The sequence below is a fragment of the Acuticoccus kandeliae genome, assembly GCF_003073115.1.
The window spans coordinates 2,725,005-2,745,988 of sequence record NZ_QBBV01000001.1 but is presented as its reverse complement, the minus strand read 5'-3'; the positions used below and the strand labels follow the sequence as shown (position 1 = coordinate 2,745,988).

Annotated in this window: 18 protein-coding genes; 8 read left to right on the top strand and 10 right to left on the bottom strand. The window is 68.9% G+C overall.

Annotated elements, in window-relative coordinates; all coding sequences use genetic code 11:
• Positions 1 to 11: 11 nt before the first annotated feature.
• Complete coding sequence (locus tag DBV35_RS12455; RefSeq protein WP_108660708.1) at positions 12 to 1,193, bottom strand: UbiH/UbiF family hydroxylase; 1,182 nt, start codon at positions 1,191 to 1,193, stop codon at positions 12 to 14.
• Between the two features lie 88 nt (positions 1,194 to 1,281).
• Here DBV35_RS12455 and DBV35_RS12450 point away from each other — a divergent pair, with 88 nt between their 5' ends.
• Both DBV35_RS12450 and DBV35_RS12445 read left to right on the top strand, forming a co-directional pair.
• Positions 1,282 to 2,265, top strand: a complete 984-nt coding sequence (locus DBV35_RS12450; protein WP_108660433.1) for a quinone oxidoreductase family protein — start codon at positions 1,282 to 1,284, stop codon at positions 2,263 to 2,265.
• Between the two features lie 20 nt (positions 2,266 to 2,285).
• Positions 2,286 to 3,452: a M20/M25/M40 family metallo-hydrolase gene (locus DBV35_RS12445; RefSeq protein WP_157961702.1), complete on the top strand. Its 1,167-nt coding sequence runs from the start codon at positions 2,286 to 2,288 to the stop codon at positions 3,450 to 3,452.
• Positions 3,453 to 3,458: 6 nt separating this feature from the next.
• Here DBV35_RS12445 and DBV35_RS12440 read toward each other — a convergent pair whose 3' ends face one another.
• Both DBV35_RS12440 and DBV35_RS12435 read right to left on the bottom strand, forming a co-directional pair.
• On the bottom strand, positions 3,459 to 4,679 hold the full coding sequence (locus DBV35_RS12440; RefSeq protein ID WP_108660431.1) for an MFS transporter: 1,221 nt from the start codon (positions 4,677 to 4,679) through the stop codon (positions 3,459 to 3,461).
• Between the two features lie 61 nt (positions 4,680 to 4,740).
• A complete protein-coding gene (locus tag DBV35_RS12435; RefSeq protein WP_108660430.1) occupies positions 4,741 to 5,787 on the bottom strand; it encodes an FAD-dependent oxidoreductase in 1,047 nt (348 codons plus the stop codon).
• An 84-nt stretch (positions 5,788 to 5,871) separates the two neighbouring features.
• On the opposite strand from DBV35_RS12435, the gene DBV35_RS12430 reads away from it, so the two are divergent.
• The 6 genes from DBV35_RS12430 to hflX all read left to right on the top strand — a co-directional run bounded on the left by DBV35_RS12430 (position 5,872) and on the right by hflX (position 13,747).
• A complete protein-coding gene (locus tag DBV35_RS12430; protein ID WP_108660429.1) occupies positions 5,872 to 8,205 on the top strand; it encodes a sensor histidine kinase NtrY-like in 2,334 nt (777 codons plus the stop codon).
• Positions 8,205 to 9,575 carry a nitrogen assimilation response regulator NtrX gene (gene ntrX / locus DBV35_RS12425; RefSeq protein WP_108660428.1) on the top strand — a complete coding sequence of 457 codons (1,371 nt, stop codon included), beginning with the start codon at positions 8,205 to 8,207 and terminating at the stop codon, positions 9,573 to 9,575. Before DBV35_RS12430 ends, ntrX begins: the two co-directional genes overlap by 1 nt.
• Positions 9,576 to 9,613: 38 nt before the next feature.
• Entirely contained in the window at positions 9,614 to 10,990 is a 1,377-nt protein-coding gene (gene trkA / locus DBV35_RS12420) for a Trk system potassium transporter TrkA (RefSeq protein ID WP_108660427.1), read from the top strand.
• A gap of 10 nt (positions 10,991 to 11,000) precedes the next feature.
• On the top strand, positions 11,001 to 11,873 hold the full coding sequence (locus DBV35_RS12415) for a D-amino-acid transaminase (RefSeq protein ID WP_108660426.1): 873 nt from the start codon (positions 11,001 to 11,003) through the stop codon (positions 11,871 to 11,873).
• A 143-nt stretch (positions 11,874 to 12,016) separates the two neighbouring features.
• Positions 12,017 to 12,265 (top strand): RNA chaperone Hfq, encoded by a 249-nt coding sequence (gene hfq / locus DBV35_RS12410; protein ID WP_108660425.1) that lies wholly within the window; start codon positions 12,017 to 12,019, stop codon positions 12,263 to 12,265.
• A gap of 111 nt (positions 12,266 to 12,376) precedes the next feature.
• Entirely contained in the window at positions 12,377 to 13,747 is a 1,371-nt protein-coding gene (hflX, locus tag DBV35_RS12405; RefSeq protein WP_108660424.1) for a GTPase HflX, read from the top strand.
• A gap of 6 nt (positions 13,748 to 13,753) precedes the next feature.
• Here the strand turns inward: hflX and mazG are convergent, their stop codons facing one another.
• The 7 genes from mazG to DBV35_RS31460 form a co-directional block, all read right to left on the bottom strand.
• Entirely contained in the window at positions 13,754 to 14,539 is a 786-nt protein-coding gene (mazG, locus tag DBV35_RS12400) for a nucleoside triphosphate pyrophosphohydrolase (protein WP_108660423.1), read from the bottom strand.
• Positions 14,540 to 14,731: 192 nt separating this feature from the next.
• Positions 14,732 to 15,574, bottom strand: a complete 843-nt coding sequence (locus DBV35_RS12395) for an MBL fold metallo-hydrolase (RefSeq protein ID WP_108660422.1) — start codon at positions 15,572 to 15,574, stop codon at positions 14,732 to 14,734.
• A complete protein-coding gene (locus DBV35_RS12390; RefSeq protein WP_108660421.1) occupies positions 15,571 to 16,368 on the bottom strand; it encodes a TatD family hydrolase in 798 nt (265 codons plus the stop codon). The genes DBV35_RS12395 and DBV35_RS12390 overlap by 4 nt, the downstream gene beginning before the upstream one ends.
• A complete protein-coding gene (metG, locus tag DBV35_RS12385; protein ID WP_108660707.1) occupies positions 16,365 to 17,900 on the bottom strand; it encodes a methionine--tRNA ligase in 1,536 nt (511 codons plus the stop codon). Before metG ends, DBV35_RS12390 begins: the two co-directional genes overlap by 4 nt.
• Positions 17,901 to 17,933: 33 nt before the next feature.
• Entirely contained in the window at positions 17,934 to 18,998 is a 1,065-nt protein-coding gene (locus DBV35_RS12380) for a DNA polymerase III subunit delta' (RefSeq protein WP_108660420.1), read from the bottom strand.
• Positions 18,999 to 19,017: 19 nt separating this feature from the next.
• Positions 19,018 to 19,650: a dTMP kinase gene (tmk, locus tag DBV35_RS12375; protein WP_108660419.1), complete on the bottom strand. Its 633-nt coding sequence runs from the start codon at positions 19,648 to 19,650 to the stop codon at positions 19,018 to 19,020.
• A gap of 131 nt (positions 19,651 to 19,781) precedes the next feature.
• Complete coding sequence (locus DBV35_RS31460; RefSeq protein WP_108660418.1) at positions 19,782 to 20,651, bottom strand: septal ring lytic transglycosylase RlpA family protein; 870 nt, start codon at positions 20,649 to 20,651, stop codon at positions 19,782 to 19,784.
• Between the last annotated feature and the right edge of the window lie 333 nt (positions 20,652 to 20,984).

Below are 20,984 nucleotides of genomic sequence, written 5' to 3'. Positions count from 1 at the left end.
GGATGACGCGGCTACCCGCCGAGGCCGAGGCGCATCATCGCGCGGCGCAGCGGCGGGATGCCGTGCGCGGCGGCGAGCCCCACCGTGCGCAGCAGCGTGACGGGGAGGGCGCCGGACAGGAGCGATCGGTTGAGGAGGTCGACCCCCATCGTGCGCGCGCCGACATCGAAGCGCCGCCGCTGGGCGTATTGGCCGGCGACGTCCTCGATCGCGCCGCTCATGCGCGCCTTCGTCAGGAGATCGCCGAGCGTCGCGACGTCGCGAAGGCCGAGATTGAGCCCCTGCGCCCCGATCGGGGGGAAGCGGTGGGCCGCCTCGCCGACGAGGACCACGCGCCCGGACCCGAACTCGCGCGCGACGAGCCCTTCGAGCGGGATCACGGCACGCGGCCCGTCGATCGCCATGCGGCCGAGAATGCTGTGCGCGCGCGCCTCGATGCGGCGGGCGAGGGGGCCGGGCTCCAGATTGACGAGCGATTCCATCTCGTGCGGCCGCCCCACCCAGACGAGCGAGGAGCGGTCGCCGGGGAGCGGGACGAGGGTGAAGGGCCCGGCGTCGGTGTGGAATTCGGTGGATGTGTTGCCGTGCGGGCGTTCGTGGGAAAGCGTCGTCACGAACGCCGACTGGTCGTAGCGCCAGCGGCGGATGCCGAGCCCGGCCGCCTCGCGCACCAGCGAATGCGCCCCGTCGGCCGCGACGACGAGCTTCGCCTCCACCCGCCGCTCCGGCGAGATGATCGCGGCGGGCGCCCCATCCTCGAAGGCGTTCGCGGCGGCGTCGATCCGCACGACGCCCGATTCGACGAGGCGGTCATGGAGCGCGCGGTTCAGGACGTCGTTCGGGATGTTGAAGCCGAACTGGGCGCGGCCGATCTCGTGCGAATCGAACGCGATTTCCGGCGCGCGGGGCAGGCGTCCCGTGTCGTCGATGAGGCGCATCGTGATGAGCGCGGCCGCCTCGTCCCCGACGCGCGGCCACACGTCGAGCCGTTCCAGAAGGTCCACCGCCGGCATCATCAGCGCCGTGGTGCGCGGGTCGGTGGCGATCACCGGGGCGACGAGAGCCACCTTCCAGCCGGCCTCCGCGGCGACGAGCGCGGCGAGCATCCCCGTCGGCCCGCCCCCCACGACGACGACATCGACCGAGAGCGGATCGGTGTGGATCGTCACATCGCGCTGATCCGAAGTGTCCATCATCCCCTCCGCCGTTCCCCCCGCCGCACTGGCTTGATAGAGCATAGGACGAAAACTAACGTCCAAGCCGATATCGCGGAGAGGGAATATGACGCACGCCATCGTTGTGGAAGAGGCCGGCGGCCCCGAAGTCCTCAAGTGGAAGAGCGTTGACGTGGCTGGCGCCGGTGCCGGCGAGCTCGTCGTGCGGCACACGGCGATCGGCCTCAACTATCTCGACACCTACTTCCGCAGCGGCCTCTATCCCGCGCCGAACGGCTATCCGCTGATCATCGGCAACGAGGCGGCGGGCGTCGTGGAAGAGGTCGGCGAGGGCGTGAAGGGCTTCGCCGTCGGCGACCGCGTGGCCTACGCCGCCCCCATCGGCGCCTACACCGAGCGGCGCGTGATGCCTGCCGCGACCGCGCTGAAGCTCCCCGATTCGGTCTCGGACGAGACGGCGGCGGCGATGATGCTCCAGGGCATGACGGTGCGCTATCTCCTGAAAGAGACCTACAAGGTCACCACCGAAACGACGCTCCTCTTCCACGCCGCGGCCGGCGGCGTCGGCCTCATCGCGGGCCAGTGGGCGAAGGCGATCGGGGCGACGATCATCGGCACCGTCTCCAACGAGGAGAAGGCCGAGCTCGCGCGCGCCAACGGCTACACCCACGTCATCAACTACAAGACCGAGAATTTCGTCGAGCGGGTGAAGGAGATCACCGGCGGGGAGGGGGTCGACGTCGTCTACGACTCGGTCGGCAAGACCACCTATCCCGGCTCCCTCCAGTGCCTGAAGCCGCTCGGCCTCTTCGCCTCGTTCGGCCAGTCGTCCGGCCCGATCGAGGGCTTCAACCTCGCCCATCTTGCGCAGAACGGCTCGCTCTATGCGACGCGGCCGACCCTCTTCACCTACATCCGCACGCGCCCTCTCCTCGAGGCCAACGCGGCGGATCTCTTCGAGGTGGTCGGCAGCGGCAAGGTGAAGATCTCCATCGGGCAGACCTTCGCGCTGAAAGATGCGGCCGAGGCTCACCGCGCACTGGAAGGCAGAGCGACGACGGGATCGACCGTCCTCGTCCCCGAACAATGACACCATCCTCTATGAGGGCCGTGGTTGAGGAGACCGCGGCCGAATCGACGAATCTCCTCAGGGATCTGGTGGCTCACCCGACGGAGAACCCGCCGGGCGACACCAACGGCGCGATGGAATGGCTCGGCGGCTGGCTCGCCGGGCGGGGGCACGCGGTGGAATGGCACCCCGTGCCCGCCCCCTTCGCCCGCCACTATGGGCGCGGCGAGGTCGTGAACCTCATCGTGCGCCAGACCTTCGGCGACGGGCCGACCGTCGCCCTCCACGCCCCGATCGACACGCTCCCAGCCGGCTCCGGATGGCGGCGCGACCCGTTCGCGGGCGAGATCAAGGACGGCTTCATCCACGGTCGCGGCACGCGCGATTCGAAGGCCGACATCGTCGCCTACATCTTCGCCGCCGAGGCGATGGCGGCGGACCCGGCCGGCCTCTCCGGCTCGCTGGAGCTCCACATCACCGCGGACGAAGAGAGCGGCGGCTTCCTCGGCCCGGCCTTCCTCCTCGGCCACGGCCTCACGCGGCCGGACGCCGTCATCGGCGCCGGCACCTCCTATCAGGTCATCGTCGGCCAGCAGGGCGTCCTCCACATGGAGGTGATCCTGCGCGGCCGGCAGGCCCACGCCTCGCGGCCCGAGGACGGGCACGATGCGCTGCTGGCCGCCCTGCCGCTCCTGTCGGCCCTCAACGAGGCGCGCGAGGCGACGCCGCAGCCCCTCACCGTCGGCCTCATCGAGGGCGGGCGCGGGGTGAACCTCGTCGCGGACCGGCTGCGCTTCACGATCGACCGGCGGATCGACGCGGACGAGGACGCCGAGGCGGTTGAGGCGGATCTGATTGCCCTCCTGGAGCGCGCGCATTCGAACCCGAATGTCGAGCTCGAATGCCGGCGGCTGCTGCTCGCCGAGCCCGTCAACCCGACCGCGCCGAGCGAGCGCCTCGCCGAGACGCTGTCGCGTCACGCCGAGAGCGCGATGGGGCAGACTGTACCGATCGTGACCGCGCCGGTGGTGAGCGGGGCGCGCCACTATGCGCTCGCGGGCATCCCGACCGCGCTCTACGGGGTCGGCCCCCCGATCGTGGGCGAAGGCGTCGACTTTACCGGGGACGAGAGCGTGAGCCTCGAGGATCTGCGCCGCGCGACCAACGCGATCGCAGCGACGCTCGGCGAGCTCCTGACGGCGCGTTGACCCGGCTCAGACGGCCGGCGCCGTGACGCGCCGGTCATCCCGCATCAGCATCAGCGGCACGGCCGCGAGGATCTGCAGCACGAAGAGGATGCCGAGCGCCACCTGGTAGCCGGTGTTCGTCGCCCCGCCCGCGCCGTTCGGGAAGAATTCCAGCACCTCGCCGAAGCCCCATTGGACGAGGAAGGCGAAGAAGAACACGATGAAGTTCACCGTCGTGTTCACCCGTCCCGCCATCGCCCGCGGGAACGACGTGGTGGCGATGCCGTAGCTGAGGACACCGGCCGAGCCGACAACGGTGTAGAGGAGCCAGAGCGGCGTCGCCGTCGCGGGCGGCAGCACGATGATGAGAAGCTCCACGAAGGCGAAGACGAAGCTGCCGATCACGAACACATGGAGCGCGCGCCCCGTCCGCTCCGCATGGCTCGCGATCACGCCATAGGCGAGGTAGCCGATCATGAGGCCGATCGAGCTGATCGAGAGCCACATCGCCGCCGTCGCCGAATCGAGCCCGGCCGCCTCGCGCAGCCAGGGACCGGTCCAGAGGCTCACGACGGCGAGCATTCCCGCCTGCGAGGTCGCGGAGAGGGGGGCGATGCGCCAGAGCGCCTTGCTCTTCAGGATCTGCCCGATTTCGGCCGTCAGCTTGGCAAGGGACGCGGTCTCGGTCGGCTCGTTCTGGCGCGGCACGACGAGGAAGATCAGCGCCGAAATCACGAGGACGCCGCCCGCGATCACGCTGAAGACGGCGCGCCACCCGATGAGGTTGACGAGCACCTCGGTCGGCCCGCCGCCCAGCGAGGAGCCGATCGCGCCGAACGTCATGTGGAGGCCGACGACGAGCGGCACGCGCGAGGGGGTGAACCAGCGGCGATAGGCGGTGAAGGGGGCCATCAGGCACATCGAGGCGCCGACGCCCATCAGCACGCGGCCGACGACGAGTTCGGCGAAATCCGTCGCGACCGCGAAGATCACGCAGCCGAGCGCGGCGAGGACGAGGAGCCCCGCCTCGACGCGGCGCGAGCCGTAGCGGTCCATGAGCACGCCGAAGGGCAGCTGGCAGATCGCGAAGCCGAGAAAATAGACGCTGGTGAGGAGGCCGAGTTCGCCCGTGGTGAGACCGAGATCGGCGCGGATCGGCTCCCCCGCCACCGCGTTCACGACGCGGAGGAGATAGGCAATCAGGTAGGCGACGGAGAAGGGTAAAATTACCCGGAGGGCGAGGATCATGACGACCTCCTCATAGACCGCCCGTGCGCACTGCGACAGCGCAATTTGCCGGTTTAAACGCTCAATTGCCTTTAAAGCGGGCAACGAAGCCCCGGTCGAGCCGATCCTTCAGCCGCCAGACGAGCGCGCCTTCGAGGACGATGCCGTTGCGCACGCCGACCGCCCGCCGCCCGCCGGTCGCGGCGAGGATGAGGCCGCGCCGCTGAAGGCGGAGGACCGGCGGCTCCTCCCCCTGCGCGAGCGCCCGGATCGCCGCCGCGAGAGGCCGACCGGCGCGGACGGAGAACACCCCCGATTTCGGCCGCGGGTCGGCAAGGCACGTCGCCGTGTCGCCGACGGCGAGGACGTTCCGGTGGGAGAGGGAGCGCATCCGCGTGTCGACCGCGAGAAAACCGCCGGGCGCCTTCGCGAACGGTGTCGCGGCGAGGAAGGAAGGCGGGTGCGCCCCGGTGAAGGCGAAGACCGTCTCCGCGGCGTCCGGCGCGACATCCTCGCCGAGCGCGACGGCGATCCCGCGCGCTTCCAGGGCCCGCCCGAGCCGCCGCGCGAAGGCGGCCGGATGGCCGGGGACGAGGCAGGGGCCGCGCTCCACGAGGCGGACGCGGCGGCCCGGCCGGCCGGCGGCGAGCGAGAGGGCGAATTCCACCCCGCCGACGCCGCCGCCCGCGACGACGATGTCGCCGCCGTCCTCGCGCGTGCGCTCCACCCCCGCGATCAGCGCCTCGAACGGCTTTGCGGGGATGACCGAGGGGCCGGCGAGCGCGCCGACGCGCGCCGTCTCCGCCCCGGCATTGATGACGAGAATGTCGAAGGGGAGGGCGCGCCCGTCCGCGAGGTGGAGCGCCGCGGCGTCCGCGCCGACGATGTCGCCGACGACGAGCCGCGCACCCGCCCGCGCGCAGACCGGGGCGAGCGGGATCGACATCGCCGCGCGCGGATAGATCCCTTCCACCCAGCCCGGCACCATGCCGCTATAGTGCGCCTCGGGTCCGCGGGAGACGAGGACGAGCTCGGCCTCGGCCGGCTCGCGCGCCAGCGCCTCGAGCGCGACGAGCGCCGCATGGCCGGCCCCGGCGATCACGATGCGCGGGCGCAGCGGTGCATTCATCGCCCGCACGCGATCCCTTGCTTGACCGAACACTTCGCCGCCCACATACGTCCTCTTTGTCGCAAGTGAAGTGTAGGAGCGTCCATGAGCGACGCCACCATCTCGTACAAGCCGCCATTCGACTCGCCGGTCCGCAGCATAGGCGTGGTGCTCATCCCGCTCGCCCTGATCGCGGTGGCGGCGACCTTCCTCATCCTGACGGGCCTCACCCCCCTCACGCCGACCTCCGAGGTCATCACGATCGCGCTCCTCATCAACGGGGTGCTCGTGCTCCTGTTGATGGCCGGCGTCGGCTACGAGGTGGTGAAGCTGTGGCGCGCGCGCTCGGCAAGGCGCGCCGGTGCCCGGCTCCATGTGCGCATCGTCGCCCTCTTCTCCATCATGGCGGTGCTGCCGGCGGCCCTCGTCGCGGTCGTCGCGACCCTCACCCTCTCGCGCGGTCTCGACCGCTGGTTCGAGGAGCGGACGCAGGCGATCGTCGCGAACTCGGTCGCCGTCGCCGACGCCTATGTCGGCGAGCACGCCCGCGTCCTGCGCTCCGACCTCGTGGCGATGGCGCGCGACATCGAGCGGGCCGAGCCGATCTACACCTACGAGCCGACCCGGTTCGACGTCTTCTTCCAGACCCAGACGGGGCTGCGCCAGCTCCCGTCCGCCTTCCTCCTCAACGGGGCGGGCGAGGTGCTGACGCGCGCCATCGTGAACCCCGATATCGAGCTCCGGATGCCGCCGCCCGATGCGATGCAGGAGGCGCTGAAGGGAGAGCCCGTCCTGATCGCGCCCGGTGAAGCCGACCAGGTCGGCGGCATCATGAAGCTCGACAATTATCGCGACACCTACCTCTACATCGCGCGCCTGATGGACCCGCAGGTGAACGGCTTCCTGCGCCTCACCCGCGCGAACGCGCAGGAATACATCCAGATGGAGAACTCGCGCCTCGGCGTGAGTGTCGCCTTCGGCCTCGTCTATGCGGGCGTGACGCTCGTCCTCCTCGTGTGCGCGATCTATCTCGGCTTCGGCTTCGCGAACCGCCTCGTCGCGCCCATACGCGAGCTGATCGGCGCGTCCGACGCCGTCGCGAAGGGCGACCTCAATGTCGAGGTGCCGGTGCGCTTCTTCGACGGTGACATCGCCCAGCTCGGCGAGACCTTCAACGACATGACCGAGACGCTGCGCACCCAGCGCGAGGAGCTGATCTCGGCGAACGACCAGCTCGACCGCCGACGCCGCTTCACCGAGGCGGTGCTCGGCGGCGTCAGCGCCGGCGTCATCGGCATCGACGCGGACGGGATCGTCTCGCTCGCGAACGTGTCGGCCCTCAACATGCTCGACCTTCCCGAGGGCGAGATGCTCGGCAAGCCGCTCGCGGAGGCCGTGCCCGAGCTCGCCCCGCTCGCGAACGGGGACCAGGACCTCGCGCGCCTGCGCACCAAGCCCGAGCAGATCAGCCTGCGCCGCAAGGGGCGCGAGCGCACGATCACGGTGCGCGCGACCACCGACCGCGGCGACGCGGCGCGCCCCGGCTACGTCCTTACCCTCGACGACATCACCGACCTCGTGACCGCGCAGCGCACGTCGGCCTGGGCCGATGTCGCCCGGCGCATCGCGCACGAGATCAAGAACCCGCTCACCCCGATCCAGCTCTCGGCGGAGCGAATCAAGCGCCGCTACGGCAAGCGGATCGAGGATGACCGTGAGGTGTTCGACCAGTGCGTCGACACCATCATCCGCCAGGTCGACGATATCGGGCGCATGGTGAACGAGTTCTCGAACTTCGCCCGGATGCCGGCCCCCGCGATGGAACGGCGCGACGTGCGCGACGCGGTGCGCGAGGCGGTCTTCCTCCAGGGCATCGGCCACGCCTCGGTCGTGACCGAGACGCAGATCCCGAACTCGCCGGTCGTCGCGAACTTCGACCAGCGGCTCGTGACGCAAGCCCTCTCCAACCTCGTGAAGAACGCCGCCGAGGCGATCGAGCAGACGACGCCCGAAGATCGGGGCGGAGAGCCTGGCAAGATCAAGGTCCGCCTCTATTTCAACGAGGCGGGAGAGGTCGTGACGGACATCATCGACAACGGAATCGGACTGCCGAAGGTGGGGCGCGAGCGCATTCTCGAGCCCTACATGACCACGCGCGAGAAGGGCACCGGCCTCGGTCTCGCCATCGTGAAGAAGATCGCCGAGGAGCAGGGCGGCAGAATTGAGCTTCTCGACGCGGCCGCCGTCAGCGACAATTGGCGCGGGGCCTGCGTGCGATTCGTGCTCCCAGGCATCCCCGATACGGGCCCGACGTCGAATGCCTCACTTGACGGCAAGGCGGCGGCGCGCGACGAACAGCCGGAGTCGGCGGCAGATGGCCACGACGGCGACGGTGCCGTTGAGGATTTGTCCGCCTCCTCACGTCAGGTGGAGTGCTGATGGCATCGGACATTCTTGTCGTCGACGACGAGATCGACATTCGCAACCTGATTGCCGGCATCCTCGAGGACGAGGGCTATGAGGTTCGCACGGCTGCAGACAGCGACGAGGCGCTCGCCACCATCGGTGCGCGGCGCCCGCAGCTGATCTTTCTGGATATCTGGCTGCAGGGCTCGAAGATGGACGGGCTCGCCTTGCTCGACACCATCCGCTCCCAGCACACGACGCTGCCGATCGTCATGATTTCCGGCCACGGCAACATCGAGACGGCCGTGTCCGCGATCAAGCGCGGCGCGTACGACTATATCGAGAAGCCGCTGAAGGCGGACCGGCTGGTGCTGGCCGCCGAGCGGGCGCTCGAGGCCTCGCGCCTGCGCCGCGAGGTGCAGAGCCTGCGCACCAAGACCGGCGAGTTCCAGGACCTCATCGGCGGCTCCGCCGTCATGAATCAGCTGCGCGGGACGATCGAGAAAGTCGCCCCCACGAACTCGCGCGTGATGATCATGGGTCCCTCCGGGTCCGGCAAAGAGCTGGTCGCGCGAACGATCCACAGAAAATCCTCGCGGGCGGACGGGCCCTTCGTCGTCATCAATTCGGCGACGATCACGCCCGACCGGATGGAGGAGGCCCTCTTCGGCGCCGAGGCGCGGCCGGGGCACGAGGCCTCCGTCGGCGCGCTGGAAGAGGCGCACGGCGGCACGCTCTATCTCGACGAGATCGGCGACATGCCGCTCGAGACGCAGGCGCGCGTCCTGCGCGTCCTCGTCGACCAGTCCTTCAACCGTGTCGGCGGCACGCAGAAGGTGAAGGTCAACGTGCGCATCATCTCGTCCTCCGCGCGCGACCTCCAGGAGGAGATCGCCGAGGGGCGGGTGCGCGAGGATCTCTTCCACCGCCTCTCCGTCGTGCCGATCCGCGTCCCCGCGCTCGCCCAGCGGCGCGAGGACGTGCCGATGCTGATCGACTATTTCCTGCGCCAGACCGCGGAGAACCAGGGGCTGCCCCGCCGCCTCATCGGCGAGGACGCGATGGCCGTCCTCCAGGCGCACGACTGGCCCGGCAACGTGCGCCAGCTCAAGAACAACGTCGAGCGTCTCCTCATCCTCACGCGCGACGGCGACCCGAACGACCCGATCTCGGCCGACTATCTGCCGAACGAGATCGGCGCGATCGTCCCGCCGCTCTCCTCCCAGTCGGGCGGCGAGCACATCATGGCGCTGCCGTTGCGCGACGCGCGCGAGATCTTCGAGCGCGACTATCTCAAGGCACAGATCAACCGCTTTTCGGGCAACGTCTCGCGGACGGCCGAGTTCGTCGGCATGGAGCGGTCCGCGCTCCATCGCAAACTGAAAACCCTCGGCATCGCGTGAGGCATCTGGCGCCCGGCGCCATCAGCGCGAGGCAATAAATGCGCGTGATTATCTGCGGGGCAGGGCAGGTGGGCTTCGGCATCGCCGAGCGCCTGGCCCACGAAGGGCACGACGTCTCCGTGATCGACGTCTCGGCCCGGCTGATCGCGAACGTGCGCGATCAGCTCGACGTGCGCGCGGTGGTCGGCCACGGCTCCCATCCCGACGTCCTCGCCGCCGCGGGCGCTGAGGATGCCGACCTCCTCATCGCCGTCACCCAGGCCGACGAGGTCAACATGGTGGCGAGCCAGGTCGCGCACACGATCTTCCAGATCCCGACCAAGATCGCCCGCGTGCGCGCCCAGTCCTACCTGCACCCCGTCTATTCCAGCCTCTTTGCCCGCGACCAGCTCCCGATCGACGTGGTGATCTCGCCGGAGATCGAGGTCGGAGAGATGGTGATGCGGCGCCTCGCCCTGCCGGGCGCCGTCGAGACGGTGCGCTTCGCGGACGACAAGATCACCGTCGTCGGGATCCTGTGCGCCGAGGACTGCCCGGTCGTCGACACGCCGCTGCGCCAGCTGACCGAGCTCTTCCCCAATCTCGGCTCCGTGGTCGTCGGCGTCTTCCGCCACGGCCACCTCATCGTGCCGCGCTCGGAGGATGTCCTGCGCGTCGGCGACCTCGTCTACGTGGTCGCCCCGCGCGAGCAGGTGCGGCGCACGCTCGTCATCTTCGGCCACGAGGAGCCGAAGGCGAGCCGCGTCGTCATCGCCGGCGGCGGCAATATCGGCTTCTACGTCGCCCAGCAGCTCGAGAAGCGCGAGCCGCAGACGAAGGTGAAGATCATCGAGGCGTCCCGCCAGCGGGCGCTGGAGATCGCCGACGCGCTGCACCGCTCGGTGATCCTCAACGGCTCCGCGCTCGACCAGAATGTCCTGCGCGAAGCCGATATCGAGGACGCCGACACGATGGTCGCGCTCACCAATGACGACCAGGCGAACATCATCGCCTGCGTGATGGCGAAGACGCTCGGCTGCCTGCGCAACCTCTCGCTCATCAACAACGTCTCCTACCCGGCCTTCGCGAACGCGCTCGGCATCGACGCCTACGTGAACCCGCGCGCGGTCACGATCAGCCGCGTGCTGCGCCACGTGCGGCGCGGACGCATCGAGAGCGTCCACTCGCTGCAGAACGGCCAGGCCGAGGTCATCGAGGCGGAGGCGCTGGAGACATCGCTCCTCGTCGGCCGGCCGCTGCGCGATCTCGATCTGCCGGCGGGCGTGAGGCTCGGCGCGATCATTCGTCGCGGCGCTGCGGTAGAGTTGCGGGGCGACACGCAGATCGTCGCCGGGGATCGTGTCATCATGTTCGCCCTCGCCGACAAGGTTCACCAGGTCGAGCAGATGTTCCGGGTGAGCCTGGAGTTCTTCTGAGGGGATCGGGATGAGCCGGATCGCATATGTGAATGGACGCTACCTGCCGCACCGCGAGGCGTGCGTGCATGTGGAGGACCGCGGCTACCAGTTCGCCGATGCGGTGTACGAGGTGTGCGAGGTGTTCGACGGCAAGATCGTCGACATGACGCGCCATCTCGACCGTCTCGGCCGCTCGCTGTCGGAATTGTCGATCGTCTGGCCCGTCTCCCGCGCCGCGCTGGAGCGGATCCTGCGCGAGGTGGTGGCGCGCAACCGTGTCACCAACGGGCTCGTCTATCTCCAGGTGAGCCGCGGCGTCGCCAAGCGCGACTTCACCTTCCCCGCTCCCGGCACGAAATCGAGCCTCGTCGTCACGTCACGCTCCATCCAGCGTGACGTTTCGATGAAGGTGACGGAGGACGGCATCCGCGTCACGACGACGCCGGACATCCGCTGGCAGCGCGTCGACATCAAGACGACCGGCCTCCTCGCCCAGGTCCTCGCCAAGGAGGGCGCGAAGCGGGCAGGGGCCAAGGAAGCCTGGATGTTCGACAAGGAGGGCTACGTCACCGAAGGCGGCTCCTCCAACGCCTGGATCGTCACCGCGGATGGCACACTCGTCACACGTCCGGCCGAAAGTGGCATCCTGAAGGGCATTACGCGTGCCGCCATCCTGGATTTTGCCGGGCGAGAGGGAATAAAGGTAGACGAGCGACCGTTTACGGTTGAGGAAGCGAAAGGCGCACGGGAAGCGTTTGTCACGTCGGCCACCGGTATCGTATCGCCGGTTGTGCAAATCGACGATGCGGTGCTCGGCAACGGGCGGCCCGGCTCGATCGCTTCCGACTTGCGTCGACGGTTTCATGAGGGAGTCGAACTCCTGCCGGTGCGGGCATATTGACCACACGGTCAGCCCTTCTGGCTTGAGAGCAGATTTTCTCTCCCTAGCTACAATTGAGATCCCTGCTGACTGGTGCCACTTTAACGTGTGTGTGTCGGCAACCGTGCGGGCTCAAGAGACGATGTTGTACAGCGGAATAAGAAATGGCTGAAAAAGCTCAAAACCTCCAGGACACGTTCCTGAACCACGTTCGGAAGTCGAAGACGCCCCTCACGATCTTTCTCGTGAATGGCGTGAAGCTGCAGGGCGTGTTGACCTGGTTCGACAATTTTTGCGTGCTCCTGCGCCGCGATGGCCACTCGCAGCTCGTCTACAAGCACGCGATCTCGACCATCATGCCGAACCAGCCGGTCCAGCTGTTCGACCCGAACGACGACGATTCAGGGCGCTGATCTGTGATCCGAACAGGGTCCGGGCGCGCTGAACCGTTTCACGAGCGCCCCGACCCGGTGGGAGACACAGGCCGCGCTCGCCGATCCATTGACTGAGCGCGCGGAGAGACGATGACCGTCCACGTCGACGAAGCCGAACCGCGGGCCGCACTCGGCACCAAGCCGACGGCGGATCCGCGCACACGTTCCCTGGTCCTTCTGCCGATCGTGAGAGGCGAGGGCGATGAGCGCCGCGCGCCCGAAGGGCGGCTTGCGGAGGCCGTCGGTCTTGCCGACGCGATCGCGCTCGACGTCGTGAACGCGCGCACGATCTCCGTGCGCAATCCGCGCCCGGCGACGCTGTTCGGCACCGGCATGGTGGACGAGATCGGCGCCGCCGCGAAGGAGGCGGAGATCGAGCTGGTGGTCGTCGACCACCCGCTGACGCCCGTCCAGCAGCGCAATCTGGAGCGCGCCTGGAAGGCCAAGGTGCTCGACCGCACGGCGCTGATCCTGGAGATCTTCGGCGAGCGCGCGCAGACGGCCGAAGGCTCGCTGCAGGTGGAGCTCGCCCATCTCACCTACCAGAAGAGCCGCCTCGTGCGCTCCTGGACCCACCTTGAGCGTCAGCGCGGCGGCTTCGGCTTCCTCGGCGGGCCGGGTGAGACGCAGATCGAGGCGGACCGGCGGCAGATCGCGGAGCGCATCGCGCGTGTCGAGAAGGCGCTGGAGGAGGTGAGGCGGACCCGTTCGCTCGCCCGCGAGCAGCGGCGGCGCAACAACCAGCCCGTCGTCGCCCTCGTCGGCTACACCAACGCCGGCAAGTCGACCCTCTTCAACGTCCTCGCCGGCGCCCACGTCGAAAGCCGCGACCTTCTCTTTGCGACGCTCGATCCGACGCTGCGCCGGCTGGAGCTGCCGCACGGGCGCACGGCGATCCTGTCGGACACCGTGGGCTTCATTTCGCACCTGCCGACCAACCTCGTCGCCGCCTTCCGCGCGACGCTGGAGGAGGTGACGCTCGCCGACCTCGTCGTCCATGTGCGCGACATCGCGCACGAGGAGAGCGAGGCGCAGGCGGCGGACGTCCTGTCGACGCTCCAGGCGCTCGGCGTCGAGCCCGGCCAGCGCGAGGTGCTGGAGGTCTGGAACAAGGCCGATCTCCTGTCGCCGGAAGAGCGTCAGGAGCGGCAGGTGTCGGCGCCAGGGCAGGGGGCCGTGCTCATCTCGGCCGCGACAGGTGAGGGGATCGACGCCCTCCTGGAAGCGGTTGAGACCCGCCTCGCCCGCCATGCGCTGGTGCGCGACGTCACCGTCCCGTCCTCCGACGGCGCGCTGATCGCCTGGCTCTACCGCAACACCGAGGTGCTGGAACGCGCCGACGCCGAGGACGGCGTTCACCTGACGCTGCGCATCCCCGCGACGCTGCAGGCCGACGCCTACCACCGCCTCGGCATCGAGATGCCGCAGACCCCGCCGGTGAGCGAGCCCTACCAGCCCTGAGGCGAACTACTCGGCGGCTTCGGCCGCCTTCGCGGCGTCCCAGCGGCGGTCCCACTCGGCGAGGTCGTTCGTCTCGGGCGGGACCCCGGCGGCCTTCAGCGCCGTCTCCATGTGGCGCACGCGGGCGGCGAACTTGGCGTTGGCGCCGCGAAGGGCGGCGTCCGCGTCGATGCCCTTGTGGCGGGCGAAATTCACGAGGGTGAAGAGGAGGTCGCCGAACTCGGCCTCGGCCGCCGCCTTGTCGCCCGCCTCGGAGGCCTCGGCGAACTCCGCGATCTCCTCGCTCACCTTGTCGAGGACGCCGTCCATGTCGGGCCAGTCGAAGCCGACCTTCGCCATGCGCGACTGGAGCTTCTCGGCCCGCACCAGCGAGGCGAGGTTGACCGGCACCGAATCGAGGAGCCCGTCCGGCTTGCCGGCCCGCTCCTCCTTCTTGATCTCGTCCCAGACCGCCTTGATCTCCTCGGGCGTGCGCGCCCGCCCGTCGCTGAAGACGTGCGGATGGCGGCGCACGAGCTTCTCGTTGATGGCGGTGGCGACATCGTCGAAATCGAAGAGACCGTCTTCGTTCGCCATCTGGGCGTGGAAGACGACCTGGAGCAGAAGATCGCCGAGCTCGTCCTTGAGGTCGGCGAGGTTGCCGCGCTCGATGGCGTCGGCGACCTCGTAGGCTTCCTCGATCGTATAGGGCGCGATCGTCTCGAAGGTCTGGGCGAGGTCCCAGGCGCAGCCGCCATCGGGGTTGCGGAGCTGGGCCATGATCTCTCTGAGGCGATCGATGGGGGTCGTCATCTTTGCCATCCTTGGGAAGGGACCTCTCTCCAGCCCCGCACTCTCGCGTCGGTCACGCCATATAGGCCAGTCGCATAAGACGGATTATGGAACCGGAACAGATGATGCGATGGGGACGGAATGGTCCGCCCTGCCGCCGAAATGCGGTCTGGCGCCCTCACGCCGCTCCTGGCGCGCCGCACCGTTCCGAAATCATTGGGTTGACCATAGACTTTCCCGGCCCTCTACGGGCTCGTGAGGGGCTTCCAGGCGCATCATGTCGAAGGCCGGCTCGACATGCGGCGGCAAACGGTCCGACAATTCCGCGTAATCGAGATCGTGGTGAAGGTTCGTGAGGATGCCGGACCGGGCCTTGAGCCTGTCGATCCATTCGACCGCTTCCTCGACGGTCAGGTGGCTCGAATGCGCCGTGTAGCGCAGCGCGTCGATGATCCAGACATCGAGGCCCTCGAGGAGCGCAGGCGTGTGCGACGGCAGGTCGTGGAGGTCGCTCGAATAGGCGATGTTGCCGACGCGGAAGCCGAGCGAATGGATGTGGCCGTGGATCTGCTCGAACGGGAGGAGGGTCAACGGACCCCCGGCCCCGTCGATCGTCACCGGCGTGCCTGGCGCGATCACGTGAGCATTGAGGATCGGCGGATAGCCCTTCGCCAGCATCTCGAAGCAGTAGCCGAACGCCTCCTTCGCCCGCGCGAGCGTCGCCTCGTCCATGTAGACGTCGACGCGCCGCCTCTGCGCGACCGCGAGCCCGCGCAGATCGTCGATCCCGTGGAGATGGTCGGCGTGCGGATGGGTGTAGACCACCCCGTCGAGGTGCGCGACGCCCGCCGACAGGAGCTGCTCGCGCATGTCCGGCCCGGTGTCGACGAGAACGCGCGTCGTCCCGTCCGGCCCGACCTGCTCCACGAGGAGCGAGCAGCGGCGGCGGCGGTTCTTGGGGTTCGCCGGGTCGCACGCACCCCATTCGCCGCCGACCCGCGGCACGCCGCCGGATGATCCGCATCCGAGGATGGTGAAGCGATGAAGTCCCGTCATGCGACCGGCGCCGGTGCCCTGACCTTGGAGAATGTGCGGTAGAAATTCTCCGTCGTGGCGTTGCCGAGCGTCTCCGCGTCGACGCCGATCGCCTCGGCGAGGATCCGGGCGGTGTCGGCGACGAAGGCCGGCTCGTTGCGCTTGCCGCGATTGGGGGGCGGCGCAAGATAGGGCGCGTCCGTCTCCACCAGCATCCGGTCGAGGGGCACCTCGCGGGCGATCTCGCGGATCGATTCGGCATTGCGGAAGGTCACGATGCCGGAGAAGGACACCATGAGGCCGAGCGCCAGCCCGCGCCGCGCGAGCTCCGCGCCGGACGAGAAGCAGTGGAGAATGGCGCTGAACGCCCCCTTCCCCATCTCGTCCTCCAGGATCGAGGCGATGTCCTCGTCCGCCTCGCGCGCATGGATCACAAGCGGCAGGCCCGTCTCGCGCGCCGCCGCGATGTGGCGGCGGAAGCCGATCGCCTGCGCGTCGCGCGGGGACTTGTCGTAATGATAGTCGAGGCCCGCCTCCCCGATCGCCACGACCTTCGGCTCGGCGTTCGCGATCGCGACGATCTCCTCGAGGGTCAAGTCCAGCTCCTCGCCCGCATTGTGCGGATGGGTGCCGATCGAGGCGTAGACATCGTCATAGCGATCGATGATCGCCTTGAGGCGCGGGAACTGGCGCACCCGCGTCGAGATGGTGACGAAGCGCTCGACCCCGCGCTCGCGCGCCCGCACCAGGAGTTCGTCCCGATCTCCCTCGAAATCCGGGAAATCGAGATGGCAATGGCTGTCGACGAGCCTCATGACGCGGCCGGTTCCTCAAGCTTGGGGACGATCGGCTTCGGGGCGGGCAGCGCCGTGCCGGCGGCGAGCGGCGTCGAAAGGTCGGCGAACTGCCGCGCATCCTGAGGCACCGCCAGGAGGTCGAGAAGGTCGGACGCCGTCTTCGGCACGAAGGGCTGGAGGAGGATGCCGAACCAGCGCAGCGCCTCGGCGGTGACGCCGAGCACCACGCCCATGCGGGCCGGATCGGTCTTGCGGAGCGCCCAGGGGGCCTGGCCGGCGAAATAGCGATTGGCCTCCGACACCACGTCGAAGATCGCGGCGAGCGCGGAGTGGAGCGCCTGCGTGTCCACCGCCTTGCGGCACGCATCGGGCACGGCGCGCACGCGCGCGAGCAGCGCCTCGTCAGCCTCCGTCAGCGTTCCATAATCGGGCACCGCGGCATCGCAATGCTTGTTGATCATCGACAGCGAGCGCTGGGCGAGGTTGCCGATATCGTTGGCGAGATCGGCGTTCACGCGGTTGATGAAGCCCTCGACGGACCAGTTCCCGTCCTGCCCGAACGGCACCTCGCGCAGGAAATAGTGCCGGATCGGGTCGACGCCGAACGCATCCACCAGCGTGAACGGGTCGAGCACGTTGCCGACCGACTTCGACATCTTCTCGCCAGCGTTGAACAGGAAGCCGTGCCCGTAGACGCGGCGCGGCAGCTCGATCCCCGCGCTCATCAGGAAGGCCGGCCAGTAGATCGTGTGGAAGCGCACGATGTCCTTGCCGATCACGTGGAGATCGGCCGGCCAGTAGCGCTCCAGCTTCGCCGCGTCGTCCGGGTAGCCCGTGCTCGTCAGATAATTCGTCAGCGCGTCGACCCACACATACATCACATGGTCCGGGTCGCCCGGCACCGGAACGCCCCAGTCGAGCGTCGTGCGCGAGATCGACAGATCCTTGAGACCGCCCTTCACGAAGGCCACGACCTCGTTGCGCCGCGTCGCGGGGCCGATGAAGTCGGGGTTCGCCTCGTAGTGGGCGAGGAGGCGGTCCTGGAAGGCGGAGAGGCGGAAGAAGTAGCTCGGCTCCTCCATCCACTGGACGGGCGCGCCGGTCGGCGCCTTCTTGACCCCGTTCTCCTCCGTCAGCTCGCTCTCGGTGAAGAACGCCTCGTCCCGCACCGAGTACCAGCCGCCATACTGGCCGAGATAGATGTCGCCCGCGTCCGCCATCGCCTTCCAGATCGCCTGGCTCGCCTTGATGTGGCGCGGCTCGCGTGTCGTGATGAAGTCGTCCTGCGACGCATTCAGCGCATCGGCCATCTTGCGGAAGAGCGGGGTGTTGCGGTCGGCGAGCTCTGAGGGCGTGATGCCCTGCGCGGTCGCGGTCTCGACCATCTTCTGCCCGTGCTCGTCGGTGCCGGTGCAGAAATGGACATCGTACCCGTCAAGCCGCTTGAACCGGGCCATCGCGTCGGACGCGATCAGCTCGTAGGCGTGACCGATGTGGGGCGCGCCATTCGGATAGGAGATGGCGGTGGTGATGGTGTAGCGAGGGCTCATGCTGCACTGCATCTGCCGCGATGGCGGATCTTGTCAAGCGGGGTTCGACGCGGCCCGGTCCGCCGCGGCGAGCCGATCGCACAGCGAAAGCAGCACCTCCTTGCGATCGAGGTTGAAAACCTCGACGCGCCGCCGGTCCGCCGTCGCCTCGAGATAGGCCGCCGCGTAGGCGTCGAGCGCGGCGAGGGGGAGGCGCCCTGCCCCGTCCCGCACCCGCGCCGCCATCGCGTCGAGGACGAGGTCGACGATCGTCGCGAACTGGTCGTCCTTGCGCTGGGCGCCGAGCTCGGCGAGCTGGTGGTGATGGCGCACGTCGGTGAGCGCGGTGCGGGTGAGGAGGCGCCGCGCCGTGTGGACGACGTCCGCGCCGGCGGCGGCGAGGATCAGCGCGCGGCGCAGGCTCCCCTCCCCGGCCTCGGCAAGGCTCGGGTCGACATCCATCGTGGCGAGCGCCTTGCGCATCTCCGCCTCGGTCAGGGGCCGCAGCCGGATGGCGCGGCAGCGGGAGCGGATCGTCGGCAGGACGCGGCCCGCGACGTGGGCGATCAGGATGAAGATCGTCCGCTTCGGCGGCTCCTCCAGCGCCTTCAGGAGCGCGTTGGCGGCGTTGATGTTCATGTCGTCCACCGCATCGACGATCACGACGCGCCAGCCCCCGTCGGCCGAGGTGGAGCCCAGGAACGGCACGATGCGGCGCACGACGTCGACGGTAAGGTCGCCCTTGAAGCGCTTCGTCTTCTCGTCATAGGGGCGCGTCAGATGCATGAGGCCCGGATGCGTGCCGGCGGCGATCTGGTGCGCGGTGCGGCTCTCCGGATCGCTCGCAAGGTCGGGCGCGAGCGGGGTGCCGGGCACGGTGGAGAGGAGCGCACGCGCGAGGCGGAAGGCGAGCGTCGCCTTGCCGATCCCCTTCGGTCCTTCGAAGAGGAGCCCCTGGGGCGGTGCGCTCTCGAACGCGGCGGCGAGGCGGGCAACCGGCTCGGCATGGCCGAAGAGGCGCGTCGTCTCGCGCGGCGGCGGGGCGTTGTCGAGAAGGTCGGGCTCGGCCGGCGCCGCCTCGATCTGCGCCGCCTTGGGGACGCGAGGGGCGCGGGCCATCAGAAGCCCCCTCGCCGGCTCACGCCTGCACCTTCGGCAAGACGCGCGCGGCGACCGCGGCCCACACCTTCTCCGACAGCGGGTCGGCCGCCTCGGACGCGTCGAGCACCACGCAGCGCGCGTGCTCGCGCTCGGCGATCTCCAGGAAGGCGGCGCGGCGGGCGGCCTGGATCGCGAGGTCGTCCTCCTCGAACGGGTCGAGCGTCTGGCGTCCCTTCGCGCGGGCGATGCCCGCCTCCGGCGCAATGTCGAGGATGAGGGTGAGGTCGGGCATCAGCGCGCCGACGGCGATGAGGCGCAGGAGCGCCAGCGCCTCGCCCGAGACCCCGGCCGAACCCTGATAGGCCTCGGTCGAATCGGAGAAGCGGTCGGAGATGACGATCTTTCCCGCCTTCAGCGCGGGCGCGATGACCTTGTCGACATGGTCGATCCGGGCGGCGGCGAACATCATCGCCATCTCGGTCGGGTCGAGCCCGCGCCCGGCCTCGCTGAGGAGCGCACGGCGCAGGCGCTCGGCCCACGGCGTGCCGCCGGGCTCGCGCGTCAGGAGCACCTCGTGCCCGCGCGCACGCAGACGCTGGGCAAGACGCTTGGCCTGGGTGGATTTCCCCGCCCCCTCGCCGCCCTCGAATGTGATGAATGCGCCCTTCAAGGCGTGACGATCCGCGAAAACACGGATGGGATGATGCAGCGTGTGCGGTCAGGCATCAATGCGCGGAGACGGCAGCGAAGAAGAATATCGATGAGAAAAGGAAGCGGCCGCCCTCGGGCGACCGCGTTCGATCACTGGCCGGCGGCGGCCTCGGCGCTCGCGCCAACCGGCGGGAGCGGGCTCATGCCGAGCGAGGCGAACATGTCGTGCGCGCCCATCACCCGCTCCTGGCTCGCCTCTTCGGCACCCTGCTCGAGCGGCTTCACCTCCATCGGATGGGCCTTCGGGGCCTCCTGCGCCTTCGCGACGACGGCCTCGTCGCCCATCGCGGTGGCGGCGTCGACGGCGGCATTGTCACCCTGCTCGCCATAGGCGGAGGCGGAGGACGGCGTCATGGCGCTGGCGTTCGGCTCCTGACGCATCGCCGGCTCCTGCAGGCGGACGCCCGGAAGCGTGCCGTTGCGGGCCATCCGGCCGTCGCGCGGCTGGGTCACCGGCGCGTCCGTCGCGGCGGCGAGGCGAACCTCGACCTTCTCCGCGTCATCGTCCGACTTGCCGAAGCCGAAGAAGCCACGACCGGTGGACGGGGCGGACTTGCCGTACTTGGCCTCGGCCGCCAGCGTCTCCTGGTCGCCGCCGCCGATCGGGGCGGGGCCGAGATATTCGACGCGGACCTTGGCGGAACCCTTGGCGCGGAAGCCGAGCTTGTCGGCCGCGGCCTTCGACACGTCGATGATGCGGCCGCGATGGAACGGGCCGCGGTCGTTGACGCGCACAACGGCGGACGTGCCGGTCTTCACGACCGTCACCCGCACATAGGACGGAAGGGGCAGCGTGGGATGGGCCGCCGTCAGCTCCGTCTGGTCGAAACGCTCGCCATTGGCGGTGCGCTTGCCATGGAACTTCGGCCCGTACCACGAGGCCAAGCCCGTCTTGTCGTAATCCTCATCCATTTCGGGATGATACCAGCGGCCGCCCACCTTGTAGGGCTGGCCGATCATGGTCCGCCCTTCGTCCTCAGTGGTTTCAGTGGTGGGTGTTCCACCAGTCGACAGGGCCGTTTCGATTGAACTTACACTACCACCGCAACCTGCAAGGCCCAGCACACCGACACATAGGATACTTGGCAAGAGGAAACTGCGGACCAGGGTTTGCACGGGACATGACCTTTTGTCTGCAGGAGGGCAAACGCTCCCCTCGGGCTCCGGAAACACTAGTCCCGGAAAATCTTACTGCCCACTGCGTTGTCCGAACTGTCTAAACAGAAACTTTACGGATCGACTTTTTTGCCACACACCCCGAGATGACCTGTCACAAGAGGGTGTGGCGCGGAC